Source organism: Rickettsia sibirica 246 (genome assembly GCF_000166935.1).
GTDB classification, from domain to species: domain Bacteria; phylum Pseudomonadota; class Alphaproteobacteria; order Rickettsiales; family Rickettsiaceae; genus Rickettsia; species Rickettsia rickettsii.
This window is the reverse complement of the sequence record NZ_AABW01000001.1, coordinates 232,188-256,193: the sequence shown is the minus strand read 5'-3', so window position 1 is coordinate 256,193 and position 24,006 is coordinate 232,188. Positions and strand designations below refer to the sequence as shown.

Here is a 24,006-nt window from a genome sequence, read left to right as displayed (position 1 = left end):
TAATTCTTTGGAAGATTTAATATAAATCTAGCATATTATTCTAACTGAAAGTTAGTTAACCAAGTAAATATAGAATATAAATTTGCTCTATAGTCCGAAGAAAAAATAACAGCAACTTCTGATTGCTTTATCTCTTCTCTTTGCTCTCTCAACAACGTTATTAGATAATATAAATAACTCTTTATTAAAATGTTTTTTATTTTCGTGAGTTTGAATGATTATATCATCACACAGCTCAGTTTCTAATTCATCTGAGGTAAATAATTGTTTGTATTTTGTATTTATTAAGCCATGGAACAACAGCTATAGATTCAAGTTTTTTTTAATATTGAATTAATTTTATGTGCAACTTTAGATTAAATTTAAGAGCGGCATTTTATATGAAAAATTGACATGAGTCAAGAGATATTAAATTAATGGTTTAAAAATATGTGTCACCTCGTGATTTATTCACAGAATCCAGTTAAAAATACTAATATTATTAGTATTTTTAGTTATTTTCTGGATACTGTGGTCAAGCCACGGTATGACACTGAAGTGTTTTGCAAAAGCCATACTAAATTGATGACTAAAATTTTTCACATAACCTAATGACAAAAATAAAATATGAATATATTATTTAATTTTAGAATAATTTAAATAATATATATTCAATGAGTGCAGATACTAATATTAGTGATGGTTTAGAAGTCATTACGCAAGATCATTTATCGATTTTTTCTTTAATAAGCTCCTCCGACATTATCGGTAAGTCAGTTATGCTGATGTTGCTTATTGCCTCTATTTGGTCATGGGCTATTATTTTGGATAAAATATTTAAGCTAGTGCAAGTGCAGAAAAGCATGCGGGCATTTGAAAATGTGTTTTGGTCCGGTGGAGTATTAGAACAATTATATGAAAGCATAAAGAGGTCGGTTAATAATCCGCTAGCTTTAATTTTTGTCTCAGCTATGGATGAGTGTAAAAGCTTAAGCACTAAAGGGCTTTCTGAAGGCTTAAAAAACAACCATAAAGAGCGTATAACGGGTGCAATGTACTTAGCTCAAAATAGGGAAGTCGAAAAGCTCGAGAAAAATTTAAGCTTCTTGGCAACTGTTGGATCAAGTGCTCCTTTCGTAGGTTTATTCGGTACCGTTTGGGGGATTATGCATAGCTTCCAATCGATTGCTACTTCAAAAAATACTTCTCTTGCCGTAGTAGCTCCCGGAATTGCTGAGGCGTTACTTGCAACTGCGATAGGCTTATTTGCAGCTATTCCGGCAGTAATTTTTTATAATTATCTGATTTCCCGTATTACTCTTATCAATAATAAGATTGAAGATTTTATTAGTGAGTTAAACTCTATACTTTCTAAGGCAATTGATCAGGAGAAAATGTAATGGCTATAAAGCTTGCCGGAAGTAATAGAAAAAGTAAAAGAGCGGTAGTTAGCGAAATTAACGTTACGCCGCTTGTTGACGTGATGCTTGTGCTATTAATTATTTTTATGATTACTTCTCCAATGCTTGTGTCAGGGGTAAACGTGGATTTGCCTGAGACAAATTCAAGCCCGATTTCAGGTCAGGATGAGCCTTTGGTTGTTACGATCAATAATAAAGGCAAAATTTTCTTACTTGAAATTCCAATAGAAAGAATGCATTTAACCGACAAGCTTGCAAATATCACTAAAGAAAAAAAGGATGCTAGAATTTTTGTAAGAGGCGATAGAAATGTTTCTTATGGGCAGGTAGTAGAGATAGTTGCCGAAATTCATGCTGCCGGCTTTTCTCGTGTAGCTCTTATTTCAAATATTAAAAATAATGAAAAGTAATCAAAATAAGGATAATTTTACGGTTTTCCTTAGCTTCTCTATTGTTCTGCACTTACTTCTTTTATATTTTTTTCTATTCGGTATGCCGTCACTTTTTGAAAAATTACCGGAAGAGCAAACTATAACTTTTGAAATGTTACCTGTTAGCGATAAATCAAATATTATCACTCAGACAAAGCAAAAAGAAGCCCCTATAGAAAACGAAGACGCTAAAAAATCTGAGCAGAGTAAGCCAAAAGAAGAAAAAGCAAAAGAGCCTGAGGCTAAAACAATGGAAGCAAAGCCTAAAATAGAAGAGAAAAAACCTATAGAAGAACCAAAGTCTGAAGAAGCAAAAGAAGCGTTACCTGAGAAGAAAGAAGAAGTAAAGGAAGAAAAACCTAAAGAAGAAGAAAAAAAACAAGCAGAAGAAAAGAAGAAGCCCGAAGAAAAGAAAGAGGAAACGAAACCGGCTGAGAAACCTAAAGATGTGAAGAAAAAAGAGCCTAAAACCGATGAGCTTGATTCTTTGCTGAAGCATTTAGAGCAATCTTCAGAAGGGGATAATGTAAAATCCAATAAGCATCAAAGGTCAAAAAAAGCTGATAATGCACAAGAAGCTAAAGGGGTTTATACGGATGGGCTGTCTCTTTCCGATAGTGAAACATCTTTGATAAAAAGACAGATTGAAAGACATTGGAGTAATGTACCGGCAGGAGTTAGAGGTAATAATAAGGTAAAAGTCATTATTAGTATTACGCTAGATAAAGCAGGTAATGTTGAGCAGGCAAAGGTTAACAAAAAAATCTGTCCTAATATTCCGGCTAGTGTTTGTGAAGCTTTGGCAGATAATGCAATTAGAGCGGTATGGCAAGCAAGCCCTATCGAAAACCTTGACTCTGCACGCTTTAACCATTGGAAAGAGATTAATTTTAGCTTTGATCCAAGTAAATTGTAGGTTGGGCATTGCCTGCGTGGATACCACCCCGTCATTACGAGCAGTCGTAGACTGCATGGCAATCTTATGAAATAATAACAAACTCCTGAGATTGCTTCATCAATTATTTCATAATTTCCTCGCAATGACTATTTTCGAGCCACGTAGGCAAGCCTTTCGCAGGAATGACATTAAGAACCATGCAATAATTAAAAAATATTATTCATCATGTTCGTGGTGATCACCGATTAATTCAAGCCCCATATCTTTTGGCTCATTATTGAAACAACAGTAGCAGCAATAACCAAACAAGAATAATAAGGTTGCTTCCATTAAAAGTAGGGTCAAAGCAGCATTACTAGAGCTTGCTAACTCATATTCTGAAGGTAATAAATCTGTAGGGATGTCTTTGTTCATAAAACTTAGTTATTATGTTTACTATTTGTAAATAAAAAAACTCTATAACTTTGTCTATTAAAATTACATTTATTTCACAAAGTTTTAAGAGCAGGATAAGTAAATAATAATACATGGCATAAATTTAGACCGAAATGAACTATCACAGAGCATAAATATTTTGCCTGTTTTATAATATGCATAACCATAGAAAAAACCGTATATAGTGCTTAAAGCTATATATTCTGCCTTGAAAATATGTAATCCCAAATATTAAAGATGCTATAATAACAGCTAAAATCTGCTGTTCTGGTAAAAGATTTTGTAATGTTCTTTTTAAAAAACCCTCGAAAGAATACTTCCTAAGCCATACAGACGAAAAAGAAATATTGTTGTAATGAGAAAAATGTAGGTGATAGTTAAGAATGACATATAAACCTTTGTAAAAAACTATTTTTAATATATAGTTATTTTTTAGCATTAAAAATAGAAAATTTATTAAATATAGAGATTTTTAATAAATAATAATTGGATTTTAAAAAGAAAATATAAAAGATAATCATCAAAAAAAACAATAAAATAATATATATATTATATATATGGGACGATTGTATGAAAGATATAGAATATTGGGAAAAAAATTTTGAAAGCTGTAAATATTCAGATCAATTAATCGAAAGGCTTTTATTTTTAAATACCCAAGTCAAACAACCTATCGATATTAGAGAAGTTCAAAAAGGTATTTATTATGCTCGTAAATATCATGGTGAGCAAATGCGTCAATCAGGTGACCCTTATTATTCTCATCCAATCGCAGTAACGATTATGGTAGCGGAATTTGTAGCAAAAGAAGTGCCTAAACTCTTTACTTTTAGAATGCTACAAGCTGCATTACTTCATGACACTATTGAAGATACTGAACTTACTGAAGAAATAATTAGCAATATTTTTGATGAAGAAGTAGCAAGGCATGTAGCAGGTCTAACTAGAATTAAACCTTGGGGCAAAATAAGTAGCGAGAAAAGTCTTATTTTATTAATTAAACAAAAAAGATATGATACTGCTCTTATAAAACTTTTTGATAGAATACATAATTTACAAACTTTGGAAGCAAAATCGCCTGAAAAAGCTCATAAAATAATTAAAGAGACATTAAAAAGCTTTTTAGTGTTAAGTGAAATACTTGAAATACCTTCAGTTTCAGAGCTTATATATGCTGAATGTTATAAAAATAATTTAAAATTTAATATAAATTCTACTTTTAATAAAATTATAAATTTCGATTCGTTTCCATTTTCTCAAAATAAGTTACTCCCATAAAAAAAGTTATACCTACCGGAATGAAAATTAAAAATAATCCCCAATATCCTAGATAATTGGTAATATAAACTAAACCAAATGACGTTATAATATAAGTAAATAATTTTGCTATTGCACTTAGCATACTAGTATATGTAAATCTCTTAAAAACCGGAAAATATTTATAAAATATAGGAGCTGCTGGTATGTGATCAAATACGAATAATGCAGCTAAACATTGAAAAATAAAAATATATAAAGGAGTAGGGTTATAATTTAACATTATAGGAAAAAAAATGAGAGAGGTAAAAAATAGATATAATTTTACCTTTAGGATTTTTAAAGGATGGATTTTATAGCTAATAAATGCAAGACCGATAATACCGAGTAAATCTATTATAGATACCCAAAAATTTTGATTTATAATTTGATTTGGAGTAAATCCACATTCTCTTTTTAATATATCACCGCAATATATATATACGAAATAAAAACACGGTGGTCTAGCACACTGGATAAAGAAATACCAAATAGAAGTGGTGTTTGGAACTTTTTGATCTAGAATATCTTTGTCAATTTCTTCAAGCATAATATTATTTTCTTGAAGTCTTAGTTTTAATTGGTTTCTTTTATTTGAAAATGCCTCTGCTTCTTTTAAACTAGTCCTTGCAATAGTACCTACAAAAGCGATAGTTGCACCAACGAAAAAGGCTATACGCCAACTTGACTCATGGTGATAAATATTTTGATTAGTAAAAATTGATGCAATACCTAGTGCTACCGTAGTGCCTACGGCAGAAAATACGGTTATAATTGTTACTAATGGATATTGTATAGGAGGAGATGAATTTTCGGTTAAGTACAGCTCTGCACCTCGTGCTTCTGCAGTTGCTGACATACCTTGAATTATACGACATATAGTAAGAACCCAAGAGGCTGTTATACCTATCTGTGCATATGTTGGCATGCTGCCTATAATCACACAAGTAATAGCCATTAATAGGGTAGTTAAAACAACTACAATCTTACGTCCAAAATGATCGCCTATATACCCAAATATTAATGCTCCTATAGGTCTTAGCAAATAGGTAGAACAGAAAGAAAAGGCAGTAAGCAACGAAAAAGTGAAAGGATCATATTCCGGAAAAAATAAATTATTTAAAAGCACCGCCATATGTACATAAAGCATAAGGTCAAAATACTCTAGAAATGTACCTATAGAAAGTAATCCGACTGCTTGTTTTTGTTCTGTATTTAAACTTCTTTGTTCTTTTTCGTAGCCTAACATAACCTTTGTATATTAATTAGATTACAAAATAAGCTATACTGCTTTTGATTCAAAGTCAATAAAGGATTAAGAATTTTTAATAAATATTTACAATATTTAGGTTTCGTAAAGTTATCTAACTTAAAATTTTCAAATTATCTATTTTTCTCTGAAAGCTTTAAATGCAGTATCAGTAACGGGATCAAGTAAATATCTAAGTAGTGTTCTAGTACCTGTTACGATTTGTACCTCAGCTTGCATACCGGGGTGTAATTCAAGATTTTTAACTTTAGCAACTTTGTTAAATTCATCCATATCGATTTCAACTCTTGCAACATAATAATTATCTTGTTGTTGTCCCGGATACTGTCTTTCATCTTGTACGATATCGGGAGATATGCTTACTACTTTACCGGTAAATGTTGGAGTTGTTCTTGATTTAAATGCACTGAAACGTATTTTTGCAACTAATCCCTCATGTACTGAGTCAATGTTTTTTTGAGATACCTTTGCTTCTATTATTAATGGGTCATTAGTTGGCGAAATTTCCATAATAGGTTGTCCGTGACTTATAACACCGCCTATTGTATGATATTTTAAACTATTAACTATACCGTCAACAGGTGATCTGATTATCACACGATTAAGCGAATCCGTTAGGGCATTATATTTTTCTTTAAGAGATGCGGTTTGTACTTGAGCTTCACGAAGCTCTGTTAAAGTCCGTTCAGTGTATTTATTTTGTTGATTTATAATTTTAATTTGAGTTTCGGTAATAGCATGGCGTATTCCTGCTATTTCGGCTTCAGTTGTTGCAACATCGCTTTTTGAAGCTGCAACTTTTGCCTCTTGGTCTAATAAGGCTGCTTTTTGTACAAAGCCTTTTTCTTTTAACGTTCTTAAAGCTTTTAAACGGTCTTGATAAACTTCCGCAGTTTTGGAGGCGGCAACTTTTTTTGCTTCTAAACCTTCAATTTTTTTCTCAAGTTGAGCAATATTTTGATGTAATGCATCTTTCTCTGAGTTATATACTTCTTTTCTAGATCTAAATAAATTTTCCTGCGTATGAATTATTTTAGCTACTTCCGGTAAATTGATATCCTGCATTAGAAAATCAGAGAATTCGATTTGTTCTAAATTATCACGTTCGGCAATTAAACGATTTTCAGTTGCTAAAAAATTACGGTACTGACCAAGAATATTGTCATGTTCGCTTTTTATTCTAGTTTCTTCAAGCTCTATTAATTTATCGCCTTCTTTGACTTTATCACCTTGCTTCACATAAATAGCATTGATTATTCCGCCTTCATGATGTTGAATCGTTTTTTTATTTGTGCTTGGCATTACGATACCGACAGCTACAGCACCACTATCAAGTGGAGCAAGAGCCGACCATAATCCACCTATTAATACTAAAAAGATCATAACATAAATACCGAAAAGTATAGGTGATCTTGCAGCTTGGGCTACGTTATTACGATCTTTATCGGTTTTCTTGGTAATAAAATTAACAAACCTATCAAGTTTTACTAATAAGAATTCTATAGCATGAGAGGTTTTCTTTAATGTAGTATTTATTAAAGCTTTACGTTTAGAACTTTGACCTTTAAGATTTAACGCATCTTCTCTTAAGGACAATAATTGTTTTAATTGTTCCGGAGTAATTTGAGGTTTATTGTGTTTTAAGTCCTGCATAATATTTAATCATTATTATATTTAGTCAGTATTGTTTGTATTTTGCGTCATTGCGAGGACATGATGTAGTAATTGACGAAGCAATCTCGATAGAATTCATGAGATTGCCACGCTCACTAAAGTTCCCTCACAATGATGATTTGGAAGCCATGCAACAATGCCAACCAAGTCACGATATGACACTTTAGTTATTAATATGAATTGTACCGCTTTTTAAAGTTTTAAAGTGTTTTTGAATCTCTTCTTCCGTTCCGTAAACTGCAACGGCTCCATCCTGTAATATTAGAATTTTATCAACAACAGATAATACGGATGGTCTATGTGAAATTACAAGAACTGCTATTCCTTTAAGTTTTGCTTGTTTTAAGGCACTTGCAAGGGCAACTTCACCTGCCTCATCTAAATTAGCATTAGGCTCATCTAAAATGATGAGTTTTGGATTACCGTAAAAAGCTCTAGCAAGCCCGATACGCTGTCTTTGACCACCTGATAGATTAGAGCCTGCAGGACCGATATCAGAATCATAACCGTCAGGGAATCTTAATATCATTTCATGAGCTCCGGCTATTTTAGCTGCTTCAATAACTTTTTGCGGATCGGCATCTTCTTCCATTCTAGCTATATTTTGTTTAATACTACCGTTAAAAAGTTCTATTCCTTGAGGAAGATAGCCGACATGTCTACCGAAATCTTCTCTATTCCAACGATAAATTTCAGCACTATCTAAACGTACGGAACCTGATGATTCTTTCCATACCCCGACTATGATTTTAGCTAAAGTTGATTTTCCTGTAGCCGAAGGACCGATAATTGCTAAAACTTCGCCCGGTTGTACTGCAAAACTAACGCCTTTTAAGATATATTTCGGTACGGGAGGTTGCGGTAAATATTGCGGTATAGGGTGAGCATAATAAATATTTTCAACAGTAAGATGACCATCAACGTTTGGAATTGGCATCGTTTCGTCTCTAGAAGAATAAGTGTTAAATAAATTATTAATGTTTTTGTATGATTTAATAGCACCGCTCATACTTTTCCATAAATCAATAGCATTATCGAAAGGAGCAAGAGCTCTACCGACTATGATAGAACTCATAATCATATTACCGGGAGTCATATCTGCACTGTGAGATTTTACAACAATGTAAGCACCGACTCCGGTAACAGCCATTTGCATTATATTACGGATAAACCTTGAAAAGTTAGAAATAACACCGTTACGATAGCTAGCAACCGATTGCTTATCAAGTGCTAATATGTTAAATTTATGCCAATTTTTTGTAACATTCTTCATCATTCCCATTGCTTCAATTGCTTCTGCATTTCTGTTTGCAATATCGGCTTGTGTCATACCTTTTATCGAAAATTCGGTAGCTTCACCAAGTGTTTTATTAGTAGCTGCAGCGTTAAAGAAAGCGGTTGAAACTATTATAATTGCACCAAAAACGGTAATAAGACCGATATATGGATGAATTGAAAAAATAACCGCAATATAGATAAGGCTCCAAGGGGCATCGAATAAAGTATTAATTCCGGTACTTGTTAGGAATGTTTTGACGGCTTGAAAATCACGTAATAATTGGCTAGAACCCATATTTGCTCGTGTTGCAGCTGCAGAAATTGAAGAAGCAAAAATTACGGGAGCTACTGTTCTATCAAGCCATTCTCCTACCTTTATAAGTGTAAAAGAACGAGCAATTTGTAATAATCCGTAAACAAAATAAATATATGCGATTATTATTGATAAAAATAATAATGTTTGTAGATTACCGCTTCCAAGGACTCTATCAAGAACTTGTAGTGAGTAAAGAGGAGTAATTAACATTAGTAAGTTGATTACAAAAGCAAACCAAAAGACTATCCAAAAAGCTGTTCTACATTCGCCTAATGCTATTACTAGTGGGTTTTTTTTATTTAGATTATTATTTTTATTATCCATATTAGTTATATTATAAATAATTATTAATTAATTCTTCAGCAATTTGAACACTGTTTAAAGCTGCTCCTTTACGTAAGTTATCACATGTGATCCATAGATTTATCGTATTATCTCTACTTACGTCATTTCTAATTCGGGAGACATATACGGCATCTTCGCCTACCACTTCAACGGGTGAGATATACGCAAGGTAATTATTATTAGAAATTGTAACAATTCCATCGGCATCTTGTAATATTTCTTCGACTTCTTTGGCATCAATTTTGTCGTTAAATTCTATGTTAACCGATATAGAATGACCGATAAATACTGGTACTCTAACAGAAGTAACGCTAGCTTTAAAGTGATTACCTATAATTTTGTTTAGTTCAGAAGCAATTTTTGCTTCTTCACTTGTATAGCCATCTTTATTTAAATCACCTATATGAGGAAAAAGATTAAATGCAATCTGTTTTGGAAATTTCTTAGGATCATTCTCTCCAAAAACATATTTAGATTTTGTTTGGTCGTAGAGTTCGTCCATTCCTGCTTTACCTGCTCCTGATACTGATTGATAAGTAGATATCACTACTCTTTTAATCTTTATTTCATTATCTAGCGGTTTTAATGCTACTGCAAGCGGAATGACGATACAGTTAGGGTTAGCTATGATATTTTTAGTATTAAACTCTTTAAGTGTTGATAAATTAACCTCAGGTACAATTAACGGCACTTGATTATCAACTCTAAAAAGTGAGGATTTGTCGATAACTACACAATTACTAGCAGTAGCTTTTGGTATAAATTCTTTTGACACTTCTGAACCTGCACAAAAAAAAGCAATATCGATATCGTCAAAATGTAAACTTTTTAAACTATTAATTTGTAGTATTTTTTCTCCAAAGCTTACTTCCCGCCCTAGAGAGCTATCTGAAGCTATAGCATAAACTTTATTAATGGGGAAATTACGCTCAGCTAGAATATTTAGAGTTTCACGCCCTACATTTCCTGTAGCTCCGATTACTGCAATATTGTATTTTTTAGTCATTATTTATTAATCCGATGAGTTTTTCACCTCCGATAATATGGAAATGGAAATGAAAAATAGTTTGTCCTGATTTCTCGCCTTTATTAGTTATTAAACGATAACCGTCTTTATCTAAACCCGCTTCATTTGCTATATCAGAAAGTTTAGCAAAAAAATGTTTTATTTCGTCTATAGAAGCTTTAGAGATGAAATCGGCATAATCTATATATTCGTTTTTAGGTATAACGATAATATGTACAGGTGCTACGGGTGCTATATCTTTGAATGCTAAAATTTGTTCGTCTTCATAAATTATTTCTGCCGGAAGATTTTTACCTATGATTTTTGCAAAAACATTTTCTTTGTTATACATCATTTTATTCCTGTTAAAAGCTTTATTGTATGGCTTAATTTTCCGTCATTGCGAGTAAAAAATGTAAGTTTTGACGAAGCAATCCAGTAAGAAATGCTAATTTTAGCATTTCTTTAATTTTTTTCTGGATTGCCGTGCAGTCTACGACTGCTCGCAATGACGATTTAATATTTATGAAACCACGTTGCTGTTAAACAAGCATACTACGTTTTAGAAATTTTAATTCAGCTTCAATTCTAGAGTTGGCAATTATTATATCTTCTAGTCGGTAATTATTTCTTTTTAAATAATTTTCTCTAATATCTGAAGCAAAAAAGCCGAAGCCTAATATTAAGACTATCTTAAATATAAACTTTAACTCTTCGATATTAATCGCCGTAACGATTATATTCGCTATTACGGCAATAGCAACAATTAACCACATTTTATGGTATAATGCCCAAAATATACTTAAAAGAGCCGCTATCCATGAAAAGCCTTCTGCAATAACAATAAAATTATTATTTTTTTGTGTGGAGTTAATATATATTGCGTATATATTCATTATTTAAGTTTAAGCCTTGAAAATTCAAGGGACAATAATTAATTAAATTGGATTAGTCAAGTATACTCAAGTATACTCTGGATTAGTCAAGTATACTCGTTTAATTTGGAAAATTGGCTACGTCGTTTTGGTAAGTCCTCGGATGCTCACGTATTAATATACGCTCCGCTCCTCGGCTTACAGACTCCTTGCTCTTTTCCAAATTAAACTTCGTCTATTCGTCTACTTAACAGTAATTCTAATAGTACTTAATTAACAACTTAATATCAATAAATTTTATATTATGTCAGATAATTTATCCTTACACGGTACAACAATACTTTGTTTAAAAAAGAACGAAGAAATAATTATAGCAGCAGATGGACAAGTCTCGCATGGTAATACCGTACTAAAATCTACAGCACGAAAACTTCGGACTATAGCAAATAATAAAATTATTGCCGGTTTTGCGGGTTCTACGGCTGACGGTCTTGCGTTATTTGAAAAGCTTGCAGTAAAGATAGAGCAACATAAGCATAATTTACTTAGAAGTGCAGTTGAGCTTGCAAAAGATTGGCGTAGCGATAAATATTTGAGACGTTTGGAAGCAATGATGATTGTTGCTGATCGTAGTCATATATTAATTTTAACCGGTAACGGTGATGTTGTAGAGCCTGAAAATAATGTTGCAGCAATAGGTTCAGGCGGTTTATTTGCGCTATCTGCCGCTCGCGCTCTAATGTCTTACGAGAATAATTTAACTGCTGAAGAAATTGCTTTAAAATCTATGAATATAGCTGCAGATTTGTGTGTATTTTCTAATCATAATATTATAATGGAAAAAGTTGTATGAAAGCTACTAAAACTACTTATAAAAAAGACCCTATGGGGCTTACCCCTTCTCAAATAGTGAATGAACTTAATAGATTTATCGTAGGTCAAGAAAAGGCCAAAAAAGCTGTTGCTATTGCACTTAGAAATCGTTGTCGTCGTAAAAGAGTAGAAGGTAATTTACGTAATGAAATAGTACCGAAAAATATTTTAATGATTGGTTCAACCGGTGTCGGGAAAACGGAAATAGCAAGACGCCTTGCAAAGCTGACTAATTCTCCTTTCTATAAAATTGAAGCAACTAAATTTACCGAAGTCGGATATGTAGGGCGTGATGTAGAATCAATAATTCGTGATTTAGTCGAAATAGCCGTTAATACTGAAAAAACTTTAGCAAAAACGAAAGTAGATATTCATGCCCGTGAAAAAGCGATCGAGAGAATATTAGATAGTTTAGTAGGTAAAACTTCTAGTAGTGAGACTAGAGAAAAGTTCAAAGAAAAAATTTTAAACGGCGAACTTGATGATAAGGAAATTGAAATTAGCGTAGCTGATACTACACCTGTCGGCGGTGGAAGTTTTGAAATACCGGGTATGCCGGGAGCATCTATGGGCGTTCTTAATCTTGGCGATATGATTGGACGAGCCCTTGGCAGTAGTAAGACTAAAACAAAAAAAATGCTAGTTAAAGATGCTATGGCTATTATTATACCTGAAGAATCAGAAAAATTAATAGACCAAGAAAAAATTATTCAGCAAGCTATAAATTTAGCTGAAAATGACGGTATAGTTTTTATTGACGAAATTGATAAAATAGCTTCAACTGGTAGTTCCGGAGCAAAAAATGCCGAAATAAGTAGAGAGGGAGTGCAAAGAGATTTACTACCTTTGATAGAGGGCACGACGGTTAATACTAAATATGGACCGGTTAAAACCGATCATATATTATTTATTGCTTCCGGTGCTTTTCATATTGCTAAACCTTCTGATTTATTACCGGAGTTACAAGGAAGGTTACCGATTAGAGTAGAATTAAATTCGCTTACCAAAGATGATATGATTAAAATATTGCTTGAGCCTGAAACTAGTTTAATAAAACAATATTCGGCGTTAATAGGTACTGAAGACGTACGTCTTGAATTTGCTGCTTCTGCTATTGAGAAGATAGCGGATTATGCGATCACCGTTAATTTAGAAGTCGAAGATATAGGGGCTAGAAGGCTGCATACTATACTTGAGAATTTGCTTGAGGATATAAGCTTTGAAGCTAGCGAAATGAAAGGCAAAAAAATAACTATCGATGATAAATTCGTAGAAAATCAATTATCAAAAATAATAACTAATCTCGACTTAGCTAAGTTTGTGCTATAGTACGTTTTTCAATCAATGGCTAAGGTAAGATTGTTATTGTTCATCATTACGAGGCAATTACGTCAGTAATTGACGAAGCAATCTCAGGAGTGTGTTATTATTTCATGAGATTGCCACGCAGCCTATGTCTGCTCACAATGACGATTTAGTAGTATCCATGCAATAACATCTACAACCTAGCAAAATAGTATTTTAAGAAAAATTTCATGATAAGGCATATAGCAAGTCTAACGTGTTAAAGCAGTGTTATCTTCTATAGGGCTTGCACTACATACTAAAAAGATTTTAATAAATTTAGTTCTGGCAGATTTAGTAAAAGAAGGAAGCCACTTCGATCTTGCGATTGCTTGTGCGATACTTACCGCAATGAATATTTTATCTGAACTTGAAATTGCGGAATATTGGATAATAGGAGAGCTATCATTAGACGGTAAACTTACCAAAGCAAGGCCGTGTAGAACTCCACATTATTCATGCTCATTGGCCGCTATGGTCGGTGGCGGTGTCGGAAAAAAAGTAAAGTCTGGGGAAATTACGCTAGCTCATAACGGAGTATTATTTTGAGATGAACTACCTGAATTTCCACAGCAGGTTATTGATGCATGAAAACAGCCTATTGAAAACGGTGAAATACTAATCTCACGATCAAATGCTCATATAAAATATCTGGCAAATTTCCAGTTAATAGCAGCTATGAATCCTTGTAAATGCGGTTATTGAGGTGATTCTTATAAAGAATGTATGAAAGCTCCAAAATGTGCTAGCGACTATCAAATGAAAGTATCGGGACCTATTATGGATAGATTTGATTTGCATATAGAAGTATCTAGTATTAATGTTTATAATTATGACTTGATTGTAGATAACTCTGAGGAAGAATCTGAATATATAGCTGCAAGAGTTGAGAAAGTACGTTTAATTCAAGAAAAGAGATATGAGGGCTATAATATTAAAACAAATAACAGATTAGATGGGCAGTTGTTAATAGATTATGCTATGCCTGCGGATGAAGGTAAAGATTTACTGAATGAAGCGGCAAATAAATTTTGTTTATCAATGCGTGCTTATAACCGAATACTTAGAGTAGCACGCACGATTGCTGATCTTAAGAATGTTGATAATGTCTTGAAAGTGCATATTGCAGAAGCTTTGAGTTACCGTAAAATGGAATTTGATAATATGTATACGAAGATCAACTTCAAAAAGAGCAAGGAGTCCACAAGGCGAGGAACGCAGCGTATAACTTAATACGTGAGTACCGAAGCTTTTGTAGGACGACGTAGCATTTTTGAAGTTGATCTTCGTATACTGTCTTCATTTTTTGCAATATATTTAAGATGATTTAAGGATAAAAGATATGAGTACTATAATAAGTTTTGATTACGCTATAAAATATTTATTAAAAGATAAAGGGGATTATGAAATAGTTGAGGGATTTATTTCGGCTATTCTTAAAGATGTTGGTTATAGTGCTGTTAAAATAAAAGCCCCTTACTAGAAAGTGCCAGTAATAAAGAAAATGATAGCTTAAAATCTAGCGTAGCAGATGTCATTGTGGAAGATGCAGCAGGACATAAATATATAGTAGAAATAGATAAATCCTATACAAATCTTTTTATGCATAAAGCTTGTTTTAATTCTAGTAGATTAATAGTTGATAGTATTTCTAAGAGCAAGGATTATTCTACTATAAAAAAATATTTCATATTAATTTATTGTATTTTCCTTTTGATAATATGAAAGCACCTTTATATCACGGTAAGACTATTTTTAGAGAAGTTGATAAAAAACACCCTATGCAATTTTCTTTGGGATATATGAGAGGTAAAATATTTGATTTATATAATGTATTGCCAGAATATGTTGTAATATCAGTACCATTATTTAATGATGTTATAAGAGATGAATTGGATGAATGGCTATATGTAGTAAAACATTCTGAAGTTAAGAAAGATTTTAAATCACCATATATGAAGAAAGTAGCAAAACGTCTTGATATACTGAAGATAACTCATAAAGAGCAAATAATTTATCATGCCTATATGAATAAAAGCTATAAAGAGCGTGATTATATAGTTTCTGCTGAAGAAAAAGGTAGAGAACAAGGTATGGCAAAAGGAATAGAGGAGGGGAGGAAAAAAGGTAAACAAGAAGGTGAAGTTACAAAAAGTATAAAAATAGCAACAAAAATGTTAATGAAAAAAAACTCGATAGAAAAAATACATGAGATTACTGAAGTATCTATAAAAGAAATAGAGCGATTACAAACAGAAATTGAGAACCTTAAAAAATAACTATCTTTAATGACAAAAATTTACTTTATAGCTGGTGAGGTGTCAGGAGACTTTGTAGGTGGTCGTATAATGCAGCATTTAAAAAACAATACAGGAGTACAACTCAATTCACCTGTATCAAGTTTTGTGAATGACGCTGTACAGTTTGTTGGTGTTGGCGGCAAATATATGGAGGAAGCCGGTAGCTTTAAAAGCTTATTTCCTATTACTTCAATAAATTTAATGGGTTTTGTAGAAATTTTGCCTCATATTTTTAAGCTTAAAAAATTAATTGATAAAACTGTGGAGGATATAATAAATAGTAAAGCTGATTTATTAATTACCATAGATTCACCAGGGTTTACTTATCGTGTGGCAAAGCGAGTAAGGAAACTTTTACCAAAGCTGAAAATGATTCATATCGTTGCACCATCAGTTTGGGCATATAAAGAGGGTAGGGCAGTAAAATACGCTAAAATTTATGATTGTTTATTTGCTTTATTACCGTTTGAACCTCCATATTTTACTAAAGTCGGTCTTGATTGTAGATATATAGGTCATCCGATTATGGAGCAAGAGTTTTATAGTGATAAAATAGCTTTACGTGAAGAGTTTAAAATAGATGAGAATGAGAGAGTTTTGTGTGTTACTCTTGGTAGTAGGAAGGGTGAGATTCTAAGGCATTTATCGGTTTTTGTTTCTTCTATTGAAGAAATATTCAAGAGTTGTAATAATCTTAAAGTTATATTTACTCTTGCAAATCCTGCTCATGAGGCAATAATAAAACCGTTTCTAGAAGATGTTAAGTTTAATTATTTATTTTCAAGTGAGAGACTTAAAACTTATGCTGTTGCGGATGTAGCTTTAGCAAAATCCGGTACTAATACTTTAGAGATAGCAGCTTCCGGTACTCCTATGATTGTGGCTTATAAAGTTAATCTTATAAGCTTTTTTATTATCAGGCTATTGATAAAAATAAAATATGTTACGTTGATAAATATTATAGCCGATAAAGAAATAATTCCGGAATTTATCCAATTTAATTGCCGAGCTAATCTTATTAGTAATAAGCTTCAAGAGTTATTATTTAATTCTAAGAAAGCTTATGATCAGGTAATAGAAAGCCAAAAAATTTTGCAGCAATTAGGATTTAAATCAAACCGATTACAGCTAAATTCAGAAAGTTTTAGACACGATGAATTTAAAGGCAAGCTAGCTAGGTGTACAAAAGTACGTGAACACAGGTTTAGCTTGGAAAATTCGCTTGTATCAAGTGATCGAGATGACGCTGTACCTTCTTATATAGCTGCAGCAATTATTAAACAGGAGTTCTTAGAACCTAAAATAAAGTTGTTAAAAGAGAAAGATTAGTACTTGAAACCGGTGGTCCACAACATTTTCTGAATTATAATAAACATTAATATTAATATAATAACAAAATATATTTCCATGTTTTTTCTTATAGTATTAATTTGTTTCATTAAAATTTTTAAATCATTGGAAATTTTTTTGTATTCTTCATTGTTATCAGAACGCATTGTTGTCAAGAAACCGGATAAGTTTCCTAACTTATTTTGTAAAGCTTTTAACCTTTCAGTCTGTTCTTCGTGTTTTAGATCGGTATTGTGATCTTGTATCATAATATATAATGCCCATTATAAGATCAGTATTAACGCCGGTATAGTAATATGCACTATGAATAAAGATGTATATTTTTTGTTTGTAATAAAAATTCTAACTTTTCATTTTACAGGATTATACTCTTGTTATAGTAAATTGGTTTGCGTTATTAATGTGTTGCTTATTAGTTATCTCATTTTAATTACCAAATATTAAAACTATTGATTGATTTAGCACAAACTATATAATTTAAATTTAGCAAAAAGTTAGTTTTACTATATGTTATTTCAAATGTCAAGAAAAAAACCACATTTCATGGTAATTATTTTTATCAATATTTCTAAGCCTTATAAAAATAATAGTTATTATGTTAAACAACCTATTAAAAACTAAACTTTTTTTAGTTATAGTATCTCTAACTATATTTATTACTTTGCTAAATTTTAGTATATTTTATATTTTTGTGCCGGGTGATCTTACTCAAAATAAAACGATAATTATTGAACCTAAATTATCCGTAAATCAAATAGTTACAAAACTTTATTCTAATGAAGTAATCAAATATCCAAGAATTTTTAAGGTAATTGCTAAAATTTATGCTATAAAAAGACCTCTTAAAAGTGGTGAATATGTGTTTACTCGTAATATATCGCCTCTGCAAACTTTAAGAATATTAGCAAGCGGTAAATCTATAATACACAAGATAATTGTCCCGGAAGGTACGGTAGTTAGTGAGGTTATAAAGAAAATTAATAAAGAAAGTCGATTACTTGGAGAAATAAAAGGGATAATACCTGAAGGTTTTTTAATGCCTTCCACGTATTTTTTTTCTTACGGTGATCAAAAAGAGCAGATAATTGATCACATGAGAAATTTAATGTCTGCTAATTTAGATAAAGTAATGCAAAATCTTGCACCGGATTCTCCATTAAAAACTAGACTTGAGGTATTAACGCTAGCTTCGATAATTGAAAAAGAAGCCGGCTCAAATGCAGAAAAGCCTATTATAGCAGCAGTATTCATTAATCGTTTAAAGAAAAATATGAAGCTACAAGCCGATTCGACTACTATATATGCTTTGACTGAAGGAAAATTTAAATTAGCAAGAGCTTTAACAAAAAAAGATTTATTGCAAGAACTACCCTATAATACTTATTATATAAAAGGTTTACCACCCGGTCCGATTTCTTGTCCGTCGTTAAAATCTTTAGAAGCAGTGGTAAAATCTGCTAAAACGGATGCATTATTTTTTGTAGTTGACGGTAAAGGCGGGCATAATTTTTCTAACAATCTTAATGATCATAATAGATTTGTTGAAACTTATCGAAAAAGTTTGATTAAAGTACCTGAGCTGGCAATTGATCCTGAAAAACCATCTACTCGATGAACTTCAAAATTGGCTGCGTCGTCTTATAAGAGCTGTGGTGCTTATGTATTAAGTATACGCTCCGCTCCTTGCCTTATAGACTCCTTACTCTTTTTGAAGTTGATTTGCGTATATTTTTATCTACTTAAGGGATGTTATCATGAATAATAGTGAATTTAGTAAAATAGCCGAGACAACAATTGCATATATAGCAGAAAAGATAGAAGAGCAGGATAAAGAAGCAAGTATAGATGTAGATTTACAAGGCGATATATTAAACCTTGATACTGATAAAGGGGTATATGTAATAAATAAACAAAGTGCCGCCAAAGAAATTTGGTTGTCGTCGCCGGTTAGCGGTCCTTATCATTTTTTTTATGAACAAGGCGAATGGACAAATAGCGCAGGGCTTGAATTAATGGCTATTTTAACTGAAGAACTTAATATTAAATTTGATACTCGCCCCACTTGAAAAATTAGCAACAATGTCTTTGTAAGACCGGTTACTCTTTTCCAAGTTAAACTTCGTATCACTACTCTTCATTTTACTTCGGAGTATATATGAAAGATTTTGAAACTGCCGATAGTGCCGAAAAAGTTTATGATTTAATAATAAAAAATGCTCCTACTCGTGCATCTATATTCATTGATGTTGACGATACGCTTATAACTCCTAAATCAAAAACTTTTAAGCAGCCGCCTTATAATCAAATAATTGATAGAATTAAGGAAAATAAAAGTAGTTATGACAATTATGAGGAAATTATCAGTCATTGGCGTTTGCAGTGAAAAGTAATATTAATTGATGAAGAGTGGGTAGAAGTTATAAACAAGCTCAAGGAAAAGTTTTCGGTTTATGGTCTTACACAAATGAATACGGGAGCATTCGGCAATATTCCTTCTATGCAAGATTGGCGATATAAAGAACTAAAAGAGCTGGGTATCGAATTTTCAGATAATGAAAAATTAGCAATTTATAATTCAGGACAAAAGGATGATGCTATTTTTTATAAAGGTATATTTATAACCGGTAATCACTCAAAAAGTGGTACTTTATCAAAATTTTCTGAAGAGCTAAATGCTAGTTTATTGTATTTGTTGATGATCGTGCGAAGCATAGTGAAGATGTAGGAGATTATTGTAAAAAGAATAAAATAGGTTTTTTAGACATTTTATTTGACGGGCTTAAAAATTTAACAGGCGAACCTGATCCTACACTTGCCGAATTTTAAGAATCATATTTAATAGAAAACGCTAAATGGCTTTGAAGACATAGAAGCTTATGGGCTAATGGTCAGGAAGTAATAATTAAATAGAATACATGCATACATAGATATCGTCATTGCGAGCAGCCATATAGGCGGTGTGGCAATCCATAAAAAATAATAAAAATTCTGTAAATCAGAATTCTAATTTCAAATCTAGTATCCGCAAATACTTATAGGCAGATACATTACAAAATAATACCTTTGTCTAATACGTCTGTTTCAGCTATCAAAGTTGAGACGGAAATAATCGGCAATATGAGTGGTGAGGTTGTTTTAGATTTACCCTATGCATGGGCAAATGCCTACATATTACAAGCAAATCAAAAATGTTAAGCTAGAATATCCTATTGGAAAATTACAGTTTAGAAATCAAGACTCGAATAAAGCTATTTTAAATACGGGAAAAATCAATATTATTCGTTTAAGCTACGCAATATATCAAAAAACCGGTAATCCTTGTGATATCCACGAAGCAATAATTAGACAAAATTTAATTCATTCACCGGGTTATGGGCTTTTTGCTACTCCCGGTGATCTAAATGGAAATGATATAGTAGCGTTTAACATTGAATGGAATAATATTCCTGATAGTTGGGAAACAATATCAGATTATGGTCTTGGTAAAAGCGTGAAATTTAAAGCTATGCCGATTGAATTATATAGTGCAGTTTATGCAGCGGGTGATTTACGTGTTTACAAAATTGTCGATCAAAAAAATCCTGTATATCTTTCGTTACATGGTCAATTTGATTTTAAAGATTAAGAAATAGCTGCTTATATAAATAAAATTATCAAGGGACAAAGAACATTTTTCTATGATAATGATTTTCCTTATTATCTACTAAGCTTAATCGAGGGGAATCAACCTAGACATATAGGCAGAACGGGCTTAACTCATAGTTTTACTGCATTTATTCCTCAAGGTTTGGACAAACAGGATTATATAACGTTACTTGCTCATGAACATCTACATAATTGGACAGGGAAGAAAATACGTAATAACTTAGAACGATTAAATTATTGGTGGAGTGAGGGATTTACCGATTATTATAGCAGGGTTTTAGCCTTACGTTCTAGTGTTATAACGCTTGAGGAATTTGTAGAAGAATTTAATAAATTCTTTGAGAATTATTATTTATCACCTGTTATAAATGAACCTAATAATTTAATCGAAACAGATTATTGGCAAGATTATGCAGTACAAAGATTGCCATATTATCGTGGATTTGTTTTAGCACTTTATTTGGACAATTTCATTAGAGAGAATAATAAGAGTAAATCGCTGGATAATGTTATGCTTGATTTATTTAAAACCTCAAAAGAACCAAGAATTTTCAAGCGATTATTTTAAAACAATAGTTAAAAATTATGTTCCAAAGGGCATAGATAAAGAGATAAACGAATATATAGAACAAGGTAAAACTATAGATTTAGCTAATGTTGCTAAAGTGCTGCCGATCGAGAAAATAACAATGTGGGCATATGATCGTGGTTTTGATAGAGATGCTTTAATAAATAATTATACAATAAAAGATATTGACGAAAATAGTAACGCTTATAAATCTGGACTTAGAAACAGGGACATAGTTATAAAATATGATTTTCCTAAATGGGGTTCTCCTGATCAGATAGTTACAAGCAACACAATTAAAGGCGAGTTTCAATTTAGACCTGAAAGTGCTAATAAAAAAGATATATACGGGTTCAAGCCTACTTTGTCTAAAGAAGATAAGCTAAAAATCAAAAAGTTTTTTAACAGCTAAAACTTCTTTTTGTCTTAAAGTATTATTAATTTTTTATTAATAATATCCATTGACACAACAACATTTAAGTTATAATTGCGTCACGATTTAATTTTAAGGGGAAAAATCATGACAAAAAACTATACGGGGCCACAAATAAATAGCGGAAACGTCAATTACAATAATAATGATTGTAAAAACTGCACAAAAAACATCTAGTTACTTTGATAGTGCTACAATTCATTTTCAAAATGCTACCAAAGTTGCGACAGATTTCACAACGTATGTGCTACCTTAGCAACGGAACATGATATTAATGTGATAGAAAACGGTGCAAAAACTGTATGTTCCGTTCAGGGTTATGTTTCTGATGTGAACAACTCTAATTATTCTGTTGTATCTACATTTGCTCAAGCAACTGTAGCAAGCCTTGCAACTTTTGCTTATTACAATCCTCCAGTTTTTATCGGTGCTTTTACATTAGGAGCAATTTTAATTTCGCCGTCCGATTAAAAAATACAGTAAAAGCAGGACTAACTGCAGGATATGTAGCTTATGAAACTGTGGGAAGGTTTAGTAGCAGGAACAGCAGGTATAGTTTCTCTTATTGCCGATAATATTTACGGTGATACCGCAAAGCTTGCCGGTGCTATTAATACTCACATGATAGAGTACTATAATTAAAATATTGTCATACTCAATTGTCATTGCGAGGAGTTGCATGGTTTCTATGTCATTCCCGCGAAAGCAGGAATCTAGTAAAACATATAAAAACTTGTTTTTATATGTTTATTTTACCAAATATACAATTTTTGTACCAATAAGATTATTTTTACTGGATCCCCGCTTTCGCGGGAATGACATAGAGAGTCACGCACTAGTTAAACGCTTTATTATCTCTTCTCTATCAATCAAAGGTAAAACGCTTGCGATTTCCGGTCCTGATTCTCTGGCGGTTAAAGCAAGGCGAAGAGGTAAAAATAACTCCTTACCTTTCCTGCCTGTTCTATTTGTTATTTCTTTAGTCCAAATGCTCCAGCTATCTTTAGTGATTTCACCTTTCGGTAATAATTCTGCTGCTTGCTTTAAATATTCCTTATCTAAATTTAGATTTTCTACATTCGGAGTTTGATGGCAAATTTCCCACCAATCTTTTACATCACGTAATTTTTGCAAGTTAGGGCTTACCGATAACCAAAAATTTTCATCAATATACTCGGCATCTATTTCTTTAAGGCGTTCTTTTACTGTATCAAAATCTAAACTTATAAGTAATTTATGATTTAATCTTTCTAAATCTTCCGGCTGATAGATCGTTGGACTTTTAGAGAAACTACTTATCTCAAATTGATTTGCTAGCTTCTCCATTGATTTATAAGGCAAGATTTGTGCTGATGAACCAAGTAAACTAAAAAAGCTAGCGATTGCCATAGCTTCGATTCCGATTTCTTTTCTAAGAGTTGCGATCTCAAACCCTCCAACTCTTTTAGAAATTTTCTCATCTTTATTGATTATTAAACTTAAATGCCCAAAAGTCGGAGGAGTAGTATTTAAAGCCTCAAACATTTGCATTTGAATGGCGGTATTGCTAACGTGATCTTCACCCCTAATAATATGAGTAATATCATAATCAATATCATCAATAGCTGAGCATAACATATAGGTCATACTACCGTCTGCTCTTATCACTATTGGGTCGCTTAAAGCCTTGCCGTCATATTTAACTTCGCCTTTGATCATATCATGCCAGCTAATCGGTTCATGATTTACCAAAAATCTATAATGCGGTTTTCTTCCTTGTTCTATATATTTCTTTGCTTGCTCTTCAGTTAGATTTAAGCTAGCTCGATCATAAATCGGTGGTAAACCTTTAGATAATTGAAATTTACGCTTTAATTCTAGCTCTTCAGGAGTCTCATAGCAGGCATATAATCTTTTTTTTTCTAGTAATAGATTTTTGATTGCATCATATCTACTTAAACGACTTAATTGATTAAATGTCTGATCCCAATTAATATTTAAAAATTTTAGATCTTCCTCGATAGCGTCTTTATATTCCTGTTTACTACGCTCTAAATCCGTATCGTCAAATCTTAAAATAAACTGTCCGTTATGCTTCTTTGCATATAGCCAGTTAAGCAATGCTGCCCTGATATTCCCGACATGTAACATACCGGTCGGTGACGGAGCAAATCGTGTTATAACTTTTGTCATAAATAAGTAATTTTATTAATTGTCATCCCGTGGCTTGACCACGGGATCTTGTATCACAGCCTGTGTCCTGAGACCCCGTGATCAAGTCACGGGGTGA

At 32.2% G+C, this 24,006-nt stretch carries 30 protein-coding genes and 1 pseudogene; 21 read left to right on the top strand and 10 right to left on the bottom strand.

Annotated features, from left to right (window positions below; all coding sequences use genetic code 11):
• Positions 1-653 precede the first annotated feature (653 nt).
• From tolQ to RSIB_RS05780, 3 genes are read left to right on the top strand one after another with little or no spacing between them, the layout of a single operon-like run.
• On the top strand, positions 654-1,379 hold the full coding sequence (tolQ, locus tag RSIB_RS04395; RefSeq protein WP_004996137.1) for a protein TolQ: 726 nt from the start codon (positions 654-656) through the stop codon (positions 1,377-1,379).
• On the top strand, positions 1,379-1,810 hold the full coding sequence (tolR, locus tag RSIB_RS04400; protein WP_004996134.1) for a protein TolR: 432 nt from the start codon (positions 1,379-1,381) through the stop codon (positions 1,808-1,810). The genes tolQ and tolR overlap by 1 nt, the downstream gene beginning before the upstream one ends.
• A complete protein-coding gene (locus tag RSIB_RS05780; RefSeq protein WP_032850860.1) occupies positions 1,800-2,747 on the top strand; it encodes an energy transducer TonB in 948 nt (315 codons plus the stop codon). The genes tolR and RSIB_RS05780 overlap by 11 nt, the downstream gene beginning before the upstream one ends.
• Positions 2,748-2,945: 198 nt before the next feature.
• Here the strand turns inward: RSIB_RS05780 and RSIB_RS05775 are convergent, their stop codons facing one another.
• Positions 2,946-3,143, bottom strand: a complete 198-nt coding sequence (locus tag RSIB_RS05775; protein WP_016728104.1) for a hypothetical protein — start codon at positions 3,141-3,143, stop codon at positions 2,946-2,948.
• A gap of 591 nt (positions 3,144-3,734) precedes the next feature.
• Between RSIB_RS05775 and RSIB_RS04405 the strand changes: the two genes are divergently transcribed.
• Positions 3,735-4,442, top strand: coding sequence for an HD domain-containing protein (locus tag RSIB_RS04405; RefSeq protein WP_004996129.1), 708 nt, complete (start codon positions 3,735-3,737; stop codon positions 4,440-4,442).
• Here the strand turns inward: RSIB_RS04405 and RSIB_RS04410 are convergent.
• From RSIB_RS04410 to RSIB_RS07495, 7 genes are all read right to left on the bottom strand, one after another.
• Positions 4,393-5,709 (bottom strand): MFS transporter, encoded by a 1,317-nt coding sequence (locus RSIB_RS04410; protein WP_004996127.1) that lies wholly within the window; start codon positions 5,707-5,709, stop codon positions 4,393-4,395. The two genes, RSIB_RS04405 and RSIB_RS04410, sit on opposite strands and share 50 nt — an antisense overlap.
• A 138-nt stretch (positions 5,710-5,847) precedes the next feature.
• Positions 5,848-7,383, bottom strand: a complete 1,536-nt coding sequence (locus RSIB_RS04415; protein ID WP_004996126.1) for an HlyD family type I secretion periplasmic adaptor subunit — start codon at positions 7,381-7,383, stop codon at positions 5,848-5,850.
• Positions 7,384-7,567: 184 nt separating this feature from the next.
• On the bottom strand, positions 7,568-9,322 hold the full coding sequence (locus tag RSIB_RS04420; protein WP_004996124.1) for a type I secretion system permease/ATPase: 1,755 nt from the start codon (positions 9,320-9,322) through the stop codon (positions 7,568-7,570).
• A 10-nt stretch (positions 9,323-9,332) separates the two neighbouring features.
• A complete protein-coding gene (asd, locus tag RSIB_RS04425) occupies positions 9,333-10,349 on the bottom strand; it encodes an aspartate-semialdehyde dehydrogenase (protein WP_004996121.1) in 1,017 nt (338 codons plus the stop codon).
• A complete protein-coding gene (locus RSIB_RS04430) occupies positions 10,342-10,701 on the bottom strand; it encodes an HIT domain-containing protein (protein WP_012150637.1) in 360 nt (119 codons plus the stop codon). The genes asd and RSIB_RS04430 overlap by 8 nt, the downstream gene beginning before the upstream one ends.
• Before the next feature lie 190 nt (positions 10,702-10,891).
• The gene (locus tag RSIB_RS04435) at positions 10,892-11,245 is read right to left on the bottom strand and encodes a DUF2628 domain-containing protein (RefSeq protein ID WP_004996102.1); all 354 of its coding nucleotides are present in this window, start codon (positions 11,243-11,245) and stop codon (positions 10,892-10,894) included.
• A 100-nt stretch (positions 11,246-11,345) separates the two neighbouring features.
• Positions 11,346-11,447 (bottom strand): palindromic element RPE5 domain-containing protein, encoded by a 102-nt coding sequence (locus tag RSIB_RS07495; RefSeq protein WP_014410558.1) that lies wholly within the window; start codon positions 11,445-11,447, stop codon positions 11,346-11,348.
• An 81-nt stretch (positions 11,448-11,528) separates the two neighbouring features.
• Here RSIB_RS07495 and hslV point away from each other — a divergent pair, with 81 nt between their 5' ends.
• From hslV to lpxB, 8 genes and pseudogenes are all read left to right on the top strand, one after another.
• Positions 11,529-12,077, top strand: coding sequence for an ATP-dependent protease subunit HslV (gene hslV, locus RSIB_RS04440; RefSeq protein ID WP_004996101.1), 549 nt, complete (start codon positions 11,529-11,531; stop codon positions 12,075-12,077).
• Positions 12,074-13,426: an ATP-dependent protease ATPase subunit HslU gene (hslU, locus tag RSIB_RS04445; protein ID WP_004996100.1), complete on the top strand. Its 1,353-nt coding sequence runs from the start codon at positions 12,074-12,076 to the stop codon at positions 13,424-13,426. The genes hslV and hslU overlap by 4 nt, the downstream gene beginning before the upstream one ends.
• Before the next feature lie 243 nt (positions 13,427-13,669).
• A pseudogene (locus tag RSIB_RS10645) lies at positions 13,670-14,203 on the top strand (ATP-binding protein); the annotation flags it as partial.
• Positions 14,201-14,674, top strand: a complete 474-nt coding sequence (locus RSIB_RS10640; protein ID WP_458693799.1) for a magnesium chelatase subunit ChlI family protein — start codon at positions 14,201-14,203, stop codon at positions 14,672-14,674. The pseudogene RSIB_RS10645 and the gene RSIB_RS10640, both read left to right, overlap by 3 nt.
• Positions 14,675-14,783: 109 nt before the next feature.
• Entirely contained in the window at positions 14,784-14,924 is a 141-nt protein-coding gene (locus RSIB_RS09065) for a hypothetical protein (protein ID WP_016728103.1), read from the top strand.
• Between the two features lie 56 nt (positions 14,925-14,980).
• Complete coding sequence (locus RSIB_RS04460; RefSeq protein WP_004996096.1) at positions 14,981-15,166, top strand: hypothetical protein; 186 nt, start codon at positions 14,981-14,983, stop codon at positions 15,164-15,166.
• Positions 15,142-15,720: an RpnC/YadD family protein gene (locus RSIB_RS04465; RefSeq protein ID WP_004996093.1), complete on the top strand. Its 579-nt coding sequence runs from the start codon at positions 15,142-15,144 to the stop codon at positions 15,718-15,720. Before RSIB_RS04460 ends, RSIB_RS04465 begins: the two co-directional genes overlap by 25 nt.
• 9 nt (positions 15,721-15,729) lie before the next feature.
• Positions 15,730-17,070 carry a lipid-A-disaccharide synthase gene (gene lpxB, locus RSIB_RS04470; RefSeq protein ID WP_004996090.1) on the top strand — a complete coding sequence of 447 codons (1,341 nt, stop codon included), beginning with the start codon at positions 15,730-15,732 and terminating at the stop codon, positions 17,068-17,070.
• Here lpxB and RSIB_RS04475 read toward each other — a convergent pair.
• Positions 17,067-17,339, bottom strand: coding sequence for a hypothetical protein (locus tag RSIB_RS04475; RefSeq protein WP_004996088.1), 273 nt, complete (start codon positions 17,337-17,339; stop codon positions 17,067-17,069). The two genes, lpxB and RSIB_RS04475, sit on opposite strands and share 4 nt — an antisense overlap.
• Before the next feature lie 347 nt (positions 17,340-17,686).
• On the opposite strand from RSIB_RS04475, the gene mltG reads away from it, so the two are divergent.
• From mltG to RSIB_RS10155, 9 genes are all read left to right on the top strand, one after another.
• Positions 17,687-18,706, top strand: a complete 1,020-nt coding sequence (mltG, locus tag RSIB_RS04480; RefSeq protein ID WP_004996087.1) for an endolytic transglycosylase MltG — start codon at positions 17,687-17,689, stop codon at positions 18,704-18,706.
• Between the two features lie 139 nt (positions 18,707-18,845).
• On the top strand, positions 18,846-19,157 hold the full coding sequence (gene cyaY / locus RSIB_RS04485) for an iron donor protein CyaY (protein ID WP_004996083.1): 312 nt from the start codon (positions 18,846-18,848) through the stop codon (positions 19,155-19,157).
• Positions 19,158-19,246: 89 nt separating this feature from the next.
• Entirely contained in the window at positions 19,247-19,474 is a 228-nt protein-coding gene (locus RSIB_RS09630) for a hypothetical protein (RefSeq protein ID WP_032850858.1), read from the top strand.
• 81 nt (positions 19,475-19,555) lie between these two features.
• Positions 19,556-19,816 (top strand): hypothetical protein, encoded by a 261-nt coding sequence (locus RSIB_RS09625; protein WP_004996082.1) that lies wholly within the window; start codon positions 19,556-19,558, stop codon positions 19,814-19,816.
• Positions 19,817-20,239: 423 nt separating this feature from the next.
• Positions 20,240-20,716, top strand: coding sequence for a hypothetical protein (locus tag RSIB_RS05765; protein WP_026053079.1), 477 nt, complete (start codon positions 20,240-20,242; stop codon positions 20,714-20,716).
• A gap of 162 nt (positions 20,717-20,878) precedes the next feature.
• A complete protein-coding gene (locus RSIB_RS09620) occupies positions 20,879-21,304 on the top strand; it encodes a M61 family metallopeptidase (RefSeq protein ID WP_004996080.1) in 426 nt (141 codons plus the stop codon).
• Complete coding sequence (locus tag RSIB_RS09615; protein ID WP_004996077.1) at positions 21,243-21,716, top strand: hypothetical protein; 474 nt, start codon at positions 21,243-21,245, stop codon at positions 21,714-21,716. The genes RSIB_RS09620 and RSIB_RS09615 overlap by 62 nt, the downstream gene beginning before the upstream one ends.
• A 297-nt stretch (positions 21,717-22,013) precedes the next feature.
• Positions 22,014-22,208 (top strand): hypothetical protein, encoded by a 195-nt coding sequence (locus RSIB_RS04495; RefSeq protein ID WP_004996075.1) that lies wholly within the window; start codon positions 22,014-22,016, stop codon positions 22,206-22,208.
• Between the two features lie 42 nt (positions 22,209-22,250).
• Positions 22,251-22,379, top strand: a complete 129-nt coding sequence (locus RSIB_RS10155; RefSeq protein WP_014410569.1) for a hypothetical protein — start codon at positions 22,251-22,253, stop codon at positions 22,377-22,379.
• 186 nt (positions 22,380-22,565) lie between these two features.
• Here the strand turns inward: RSIB_RS10155 and gltX are convergent, their stop codons facing one another.
• Positions 22,566-23,909: a glutamate--tRNA ligase gene (gltX, locus tag RSIB_RS04500; protein WP_004996074.1), complete on the bottom strand. Its 1,344-nt coding sequence runs from the start codon at positions 23,907-23,909 to the stop codon at positions 22,566-22,568.
• Between the last annotated feature and the right edge of the window lie 97 nt (positions 23,910-24,006).

Excerpts from the sequence above, each read along its gene's own strand:
- lpxB (WP_004996090.1), top strand. The coding sequence starts at position 15,730 with ATGACAAAAATTTACTTTATAGCTGGTGAGGTGTCAGGAGACTTTGTA.
- RSIB_RS04430 (WP_012150637.1), bottom strand. The coding sequence starts at position 10,701 with ATGTATAACAAAGAAAATGTTTTTGCAAAAATCATAGGTAAAAATCTT.
- RSIB_RS05780 (WP_032850860.1), top strand. The coding sequence starts at position 1,800 with ATGAAAAGTAATCAAAATAAGGATAATTTTACGGTTTTCCTTAGCTTC.
- RSIB_RS10155 (WP_014410569.1), top strand. The coding sequence starts at position 22,251 with ATGAAACTGTGGGAAGGTTTAGTAGCAGGAACAGCAGGTATAGTTTCT.
- tolR (WP_004996134.1), top strand. The coding sequence starts at position 1,379 with ATGGCTATAAAGCTTGCCGGAAGTAATAGAAAAAGTAAAAGAGCGGTA.
- tolQ (WP_004996137.1), top strand. The coding sequence starts at position 654 with ATGAGTGCAGATACTAATATTAGTGATGGTTTAGAAGTCATTACGCAA.
- cyaY (WP_004996083.1), top strand. The coding sequence starts at position 18,846 with ATGAATAATAGTGAATTTAGTAAAATAGCCGAGACAACAATTGCATAT.
- RSIB_RS04475 (WP_004996088.1), bottom strand. The coding sequence starts at position 17,339 with ATGATACAAGATCACAATACCGATCTAAAACACGAAGAACAGACTGAA.
- RSIB_RS05765 (WP_026053079.1), top strand. The coding sequence starts at position 20,240 with ATGCATGGGCAAATGCCTACATATTACAAGCAAATCAAAAATGTTAAG.
- hslU (WP_004996100.1), top strand. The coding sequence starts at position 12,074 with ATGAAAGCTACTAAAACTACTTATAAAAAAGACCCTATGGGGCTTACC.
- RSIB_RS10640 (WP_458693799.1), top strand. The coding sequence starts at position 14,201 with ATGAAAGTATCGGGACCTATTATGGATAGATTTGATTTGCATATAGAA.
- RSIB_RS04420 (WP_004996124.1), bottom strand. The coding sequence starts at position 9,322 with ATGGATAATAAAAATAATAATCTAAATAAAAAAAACCCACTAGTAATA.
- RSIB_RS09615 (WP_004996077.1), top strand. The coding sequence starts at position 21,243 with ATGTTATGCTTGATTTATTTAAAACCTCAAAAGAACCAAGAATTTTCA.
- RSIB_RS05775 (WP_016728104.1), bottom strand. The coding sequence starts at position 3,143 with ATGAACAAAGACATCCCTACAGATTTATTACCTTCAGAATATGAGTTA.
- mltG (WP_004996087.1), top strand. The coding sequence starts at position 17,687 with ATGTTAAACAACCTATTAAAAACTAAACTTTTTTTAGTTATAGTATCT.
- asd (WP_004996121.1), bottom strand. The coding sequence starts at position 10,349 with ATGACTAAAAAATACAATATTGCAGTAATCGGAGCTACAGGAAATGTA.
- RSIB_RS04405 (WP_004996129.1), top strand. The coding sequence starts at position 3,735 with ATGAAAGATATAGAATATTGGGAAAAAAATTTTGAAAGCTGTAAATAT.
- gltX (WP_004996074.1), bottom strand. The coding sequence starts at position 23,909 with ATGACAAAAGTTATAACACGATTTGCTCCGTCACCGACCGGTATGTTA.
- RSIB_RS09065 (WP_016728103.1), top strand. The coding sequence starts at position 14,784 with ATGAGTACTATAATAAGTTTTGATTACGCTATAAAATATTTATTAAAA.
- RSIB_RS09630 (WP_032850858.1), top strand. The coding sequence starts at position 19,247 with ATGAAAGATTTTGAAACTGCCGATAGTGCCGAAAAAGTTTATGATTTA.
- RSIB_RS04410 (WP_004996127.1), bottom strand. The coding sequence starts at position 5,709 with ATGTTAGGCTACGAAAAAGAACAAAGAAGTTTAAATACAGAACAAAAA.
- hslV (WP_004996101.1), top strand. The coding sequence starts at position 11,529 with ATGTCAGATAATTTATCCTTACACGGTACAACAATACTTTGTTTAAAA.
- RSIB_RS09625 (WP_004996082.1), top strand. The coding sequence starts at position 19,556 with ATGAATACGGGAGCATTCGGCAATATTCCTTCTATGCAAGATTGGCGA.
- RSIB_RS04435 (WP_004996102.1), bottom strand. The coding sequence starts at position 11,245 with ATGAATATATACGCAATATATATTAACTCCACACAAAAAAATAATAAT.
- RSIB_RS04415 (WP_004996126.1), bottom strand. The coding sequence starts at position 7,383 with ATGCAGGACTTAAAACACAATAAACCTCAAATTACTCCGGAACAATTA.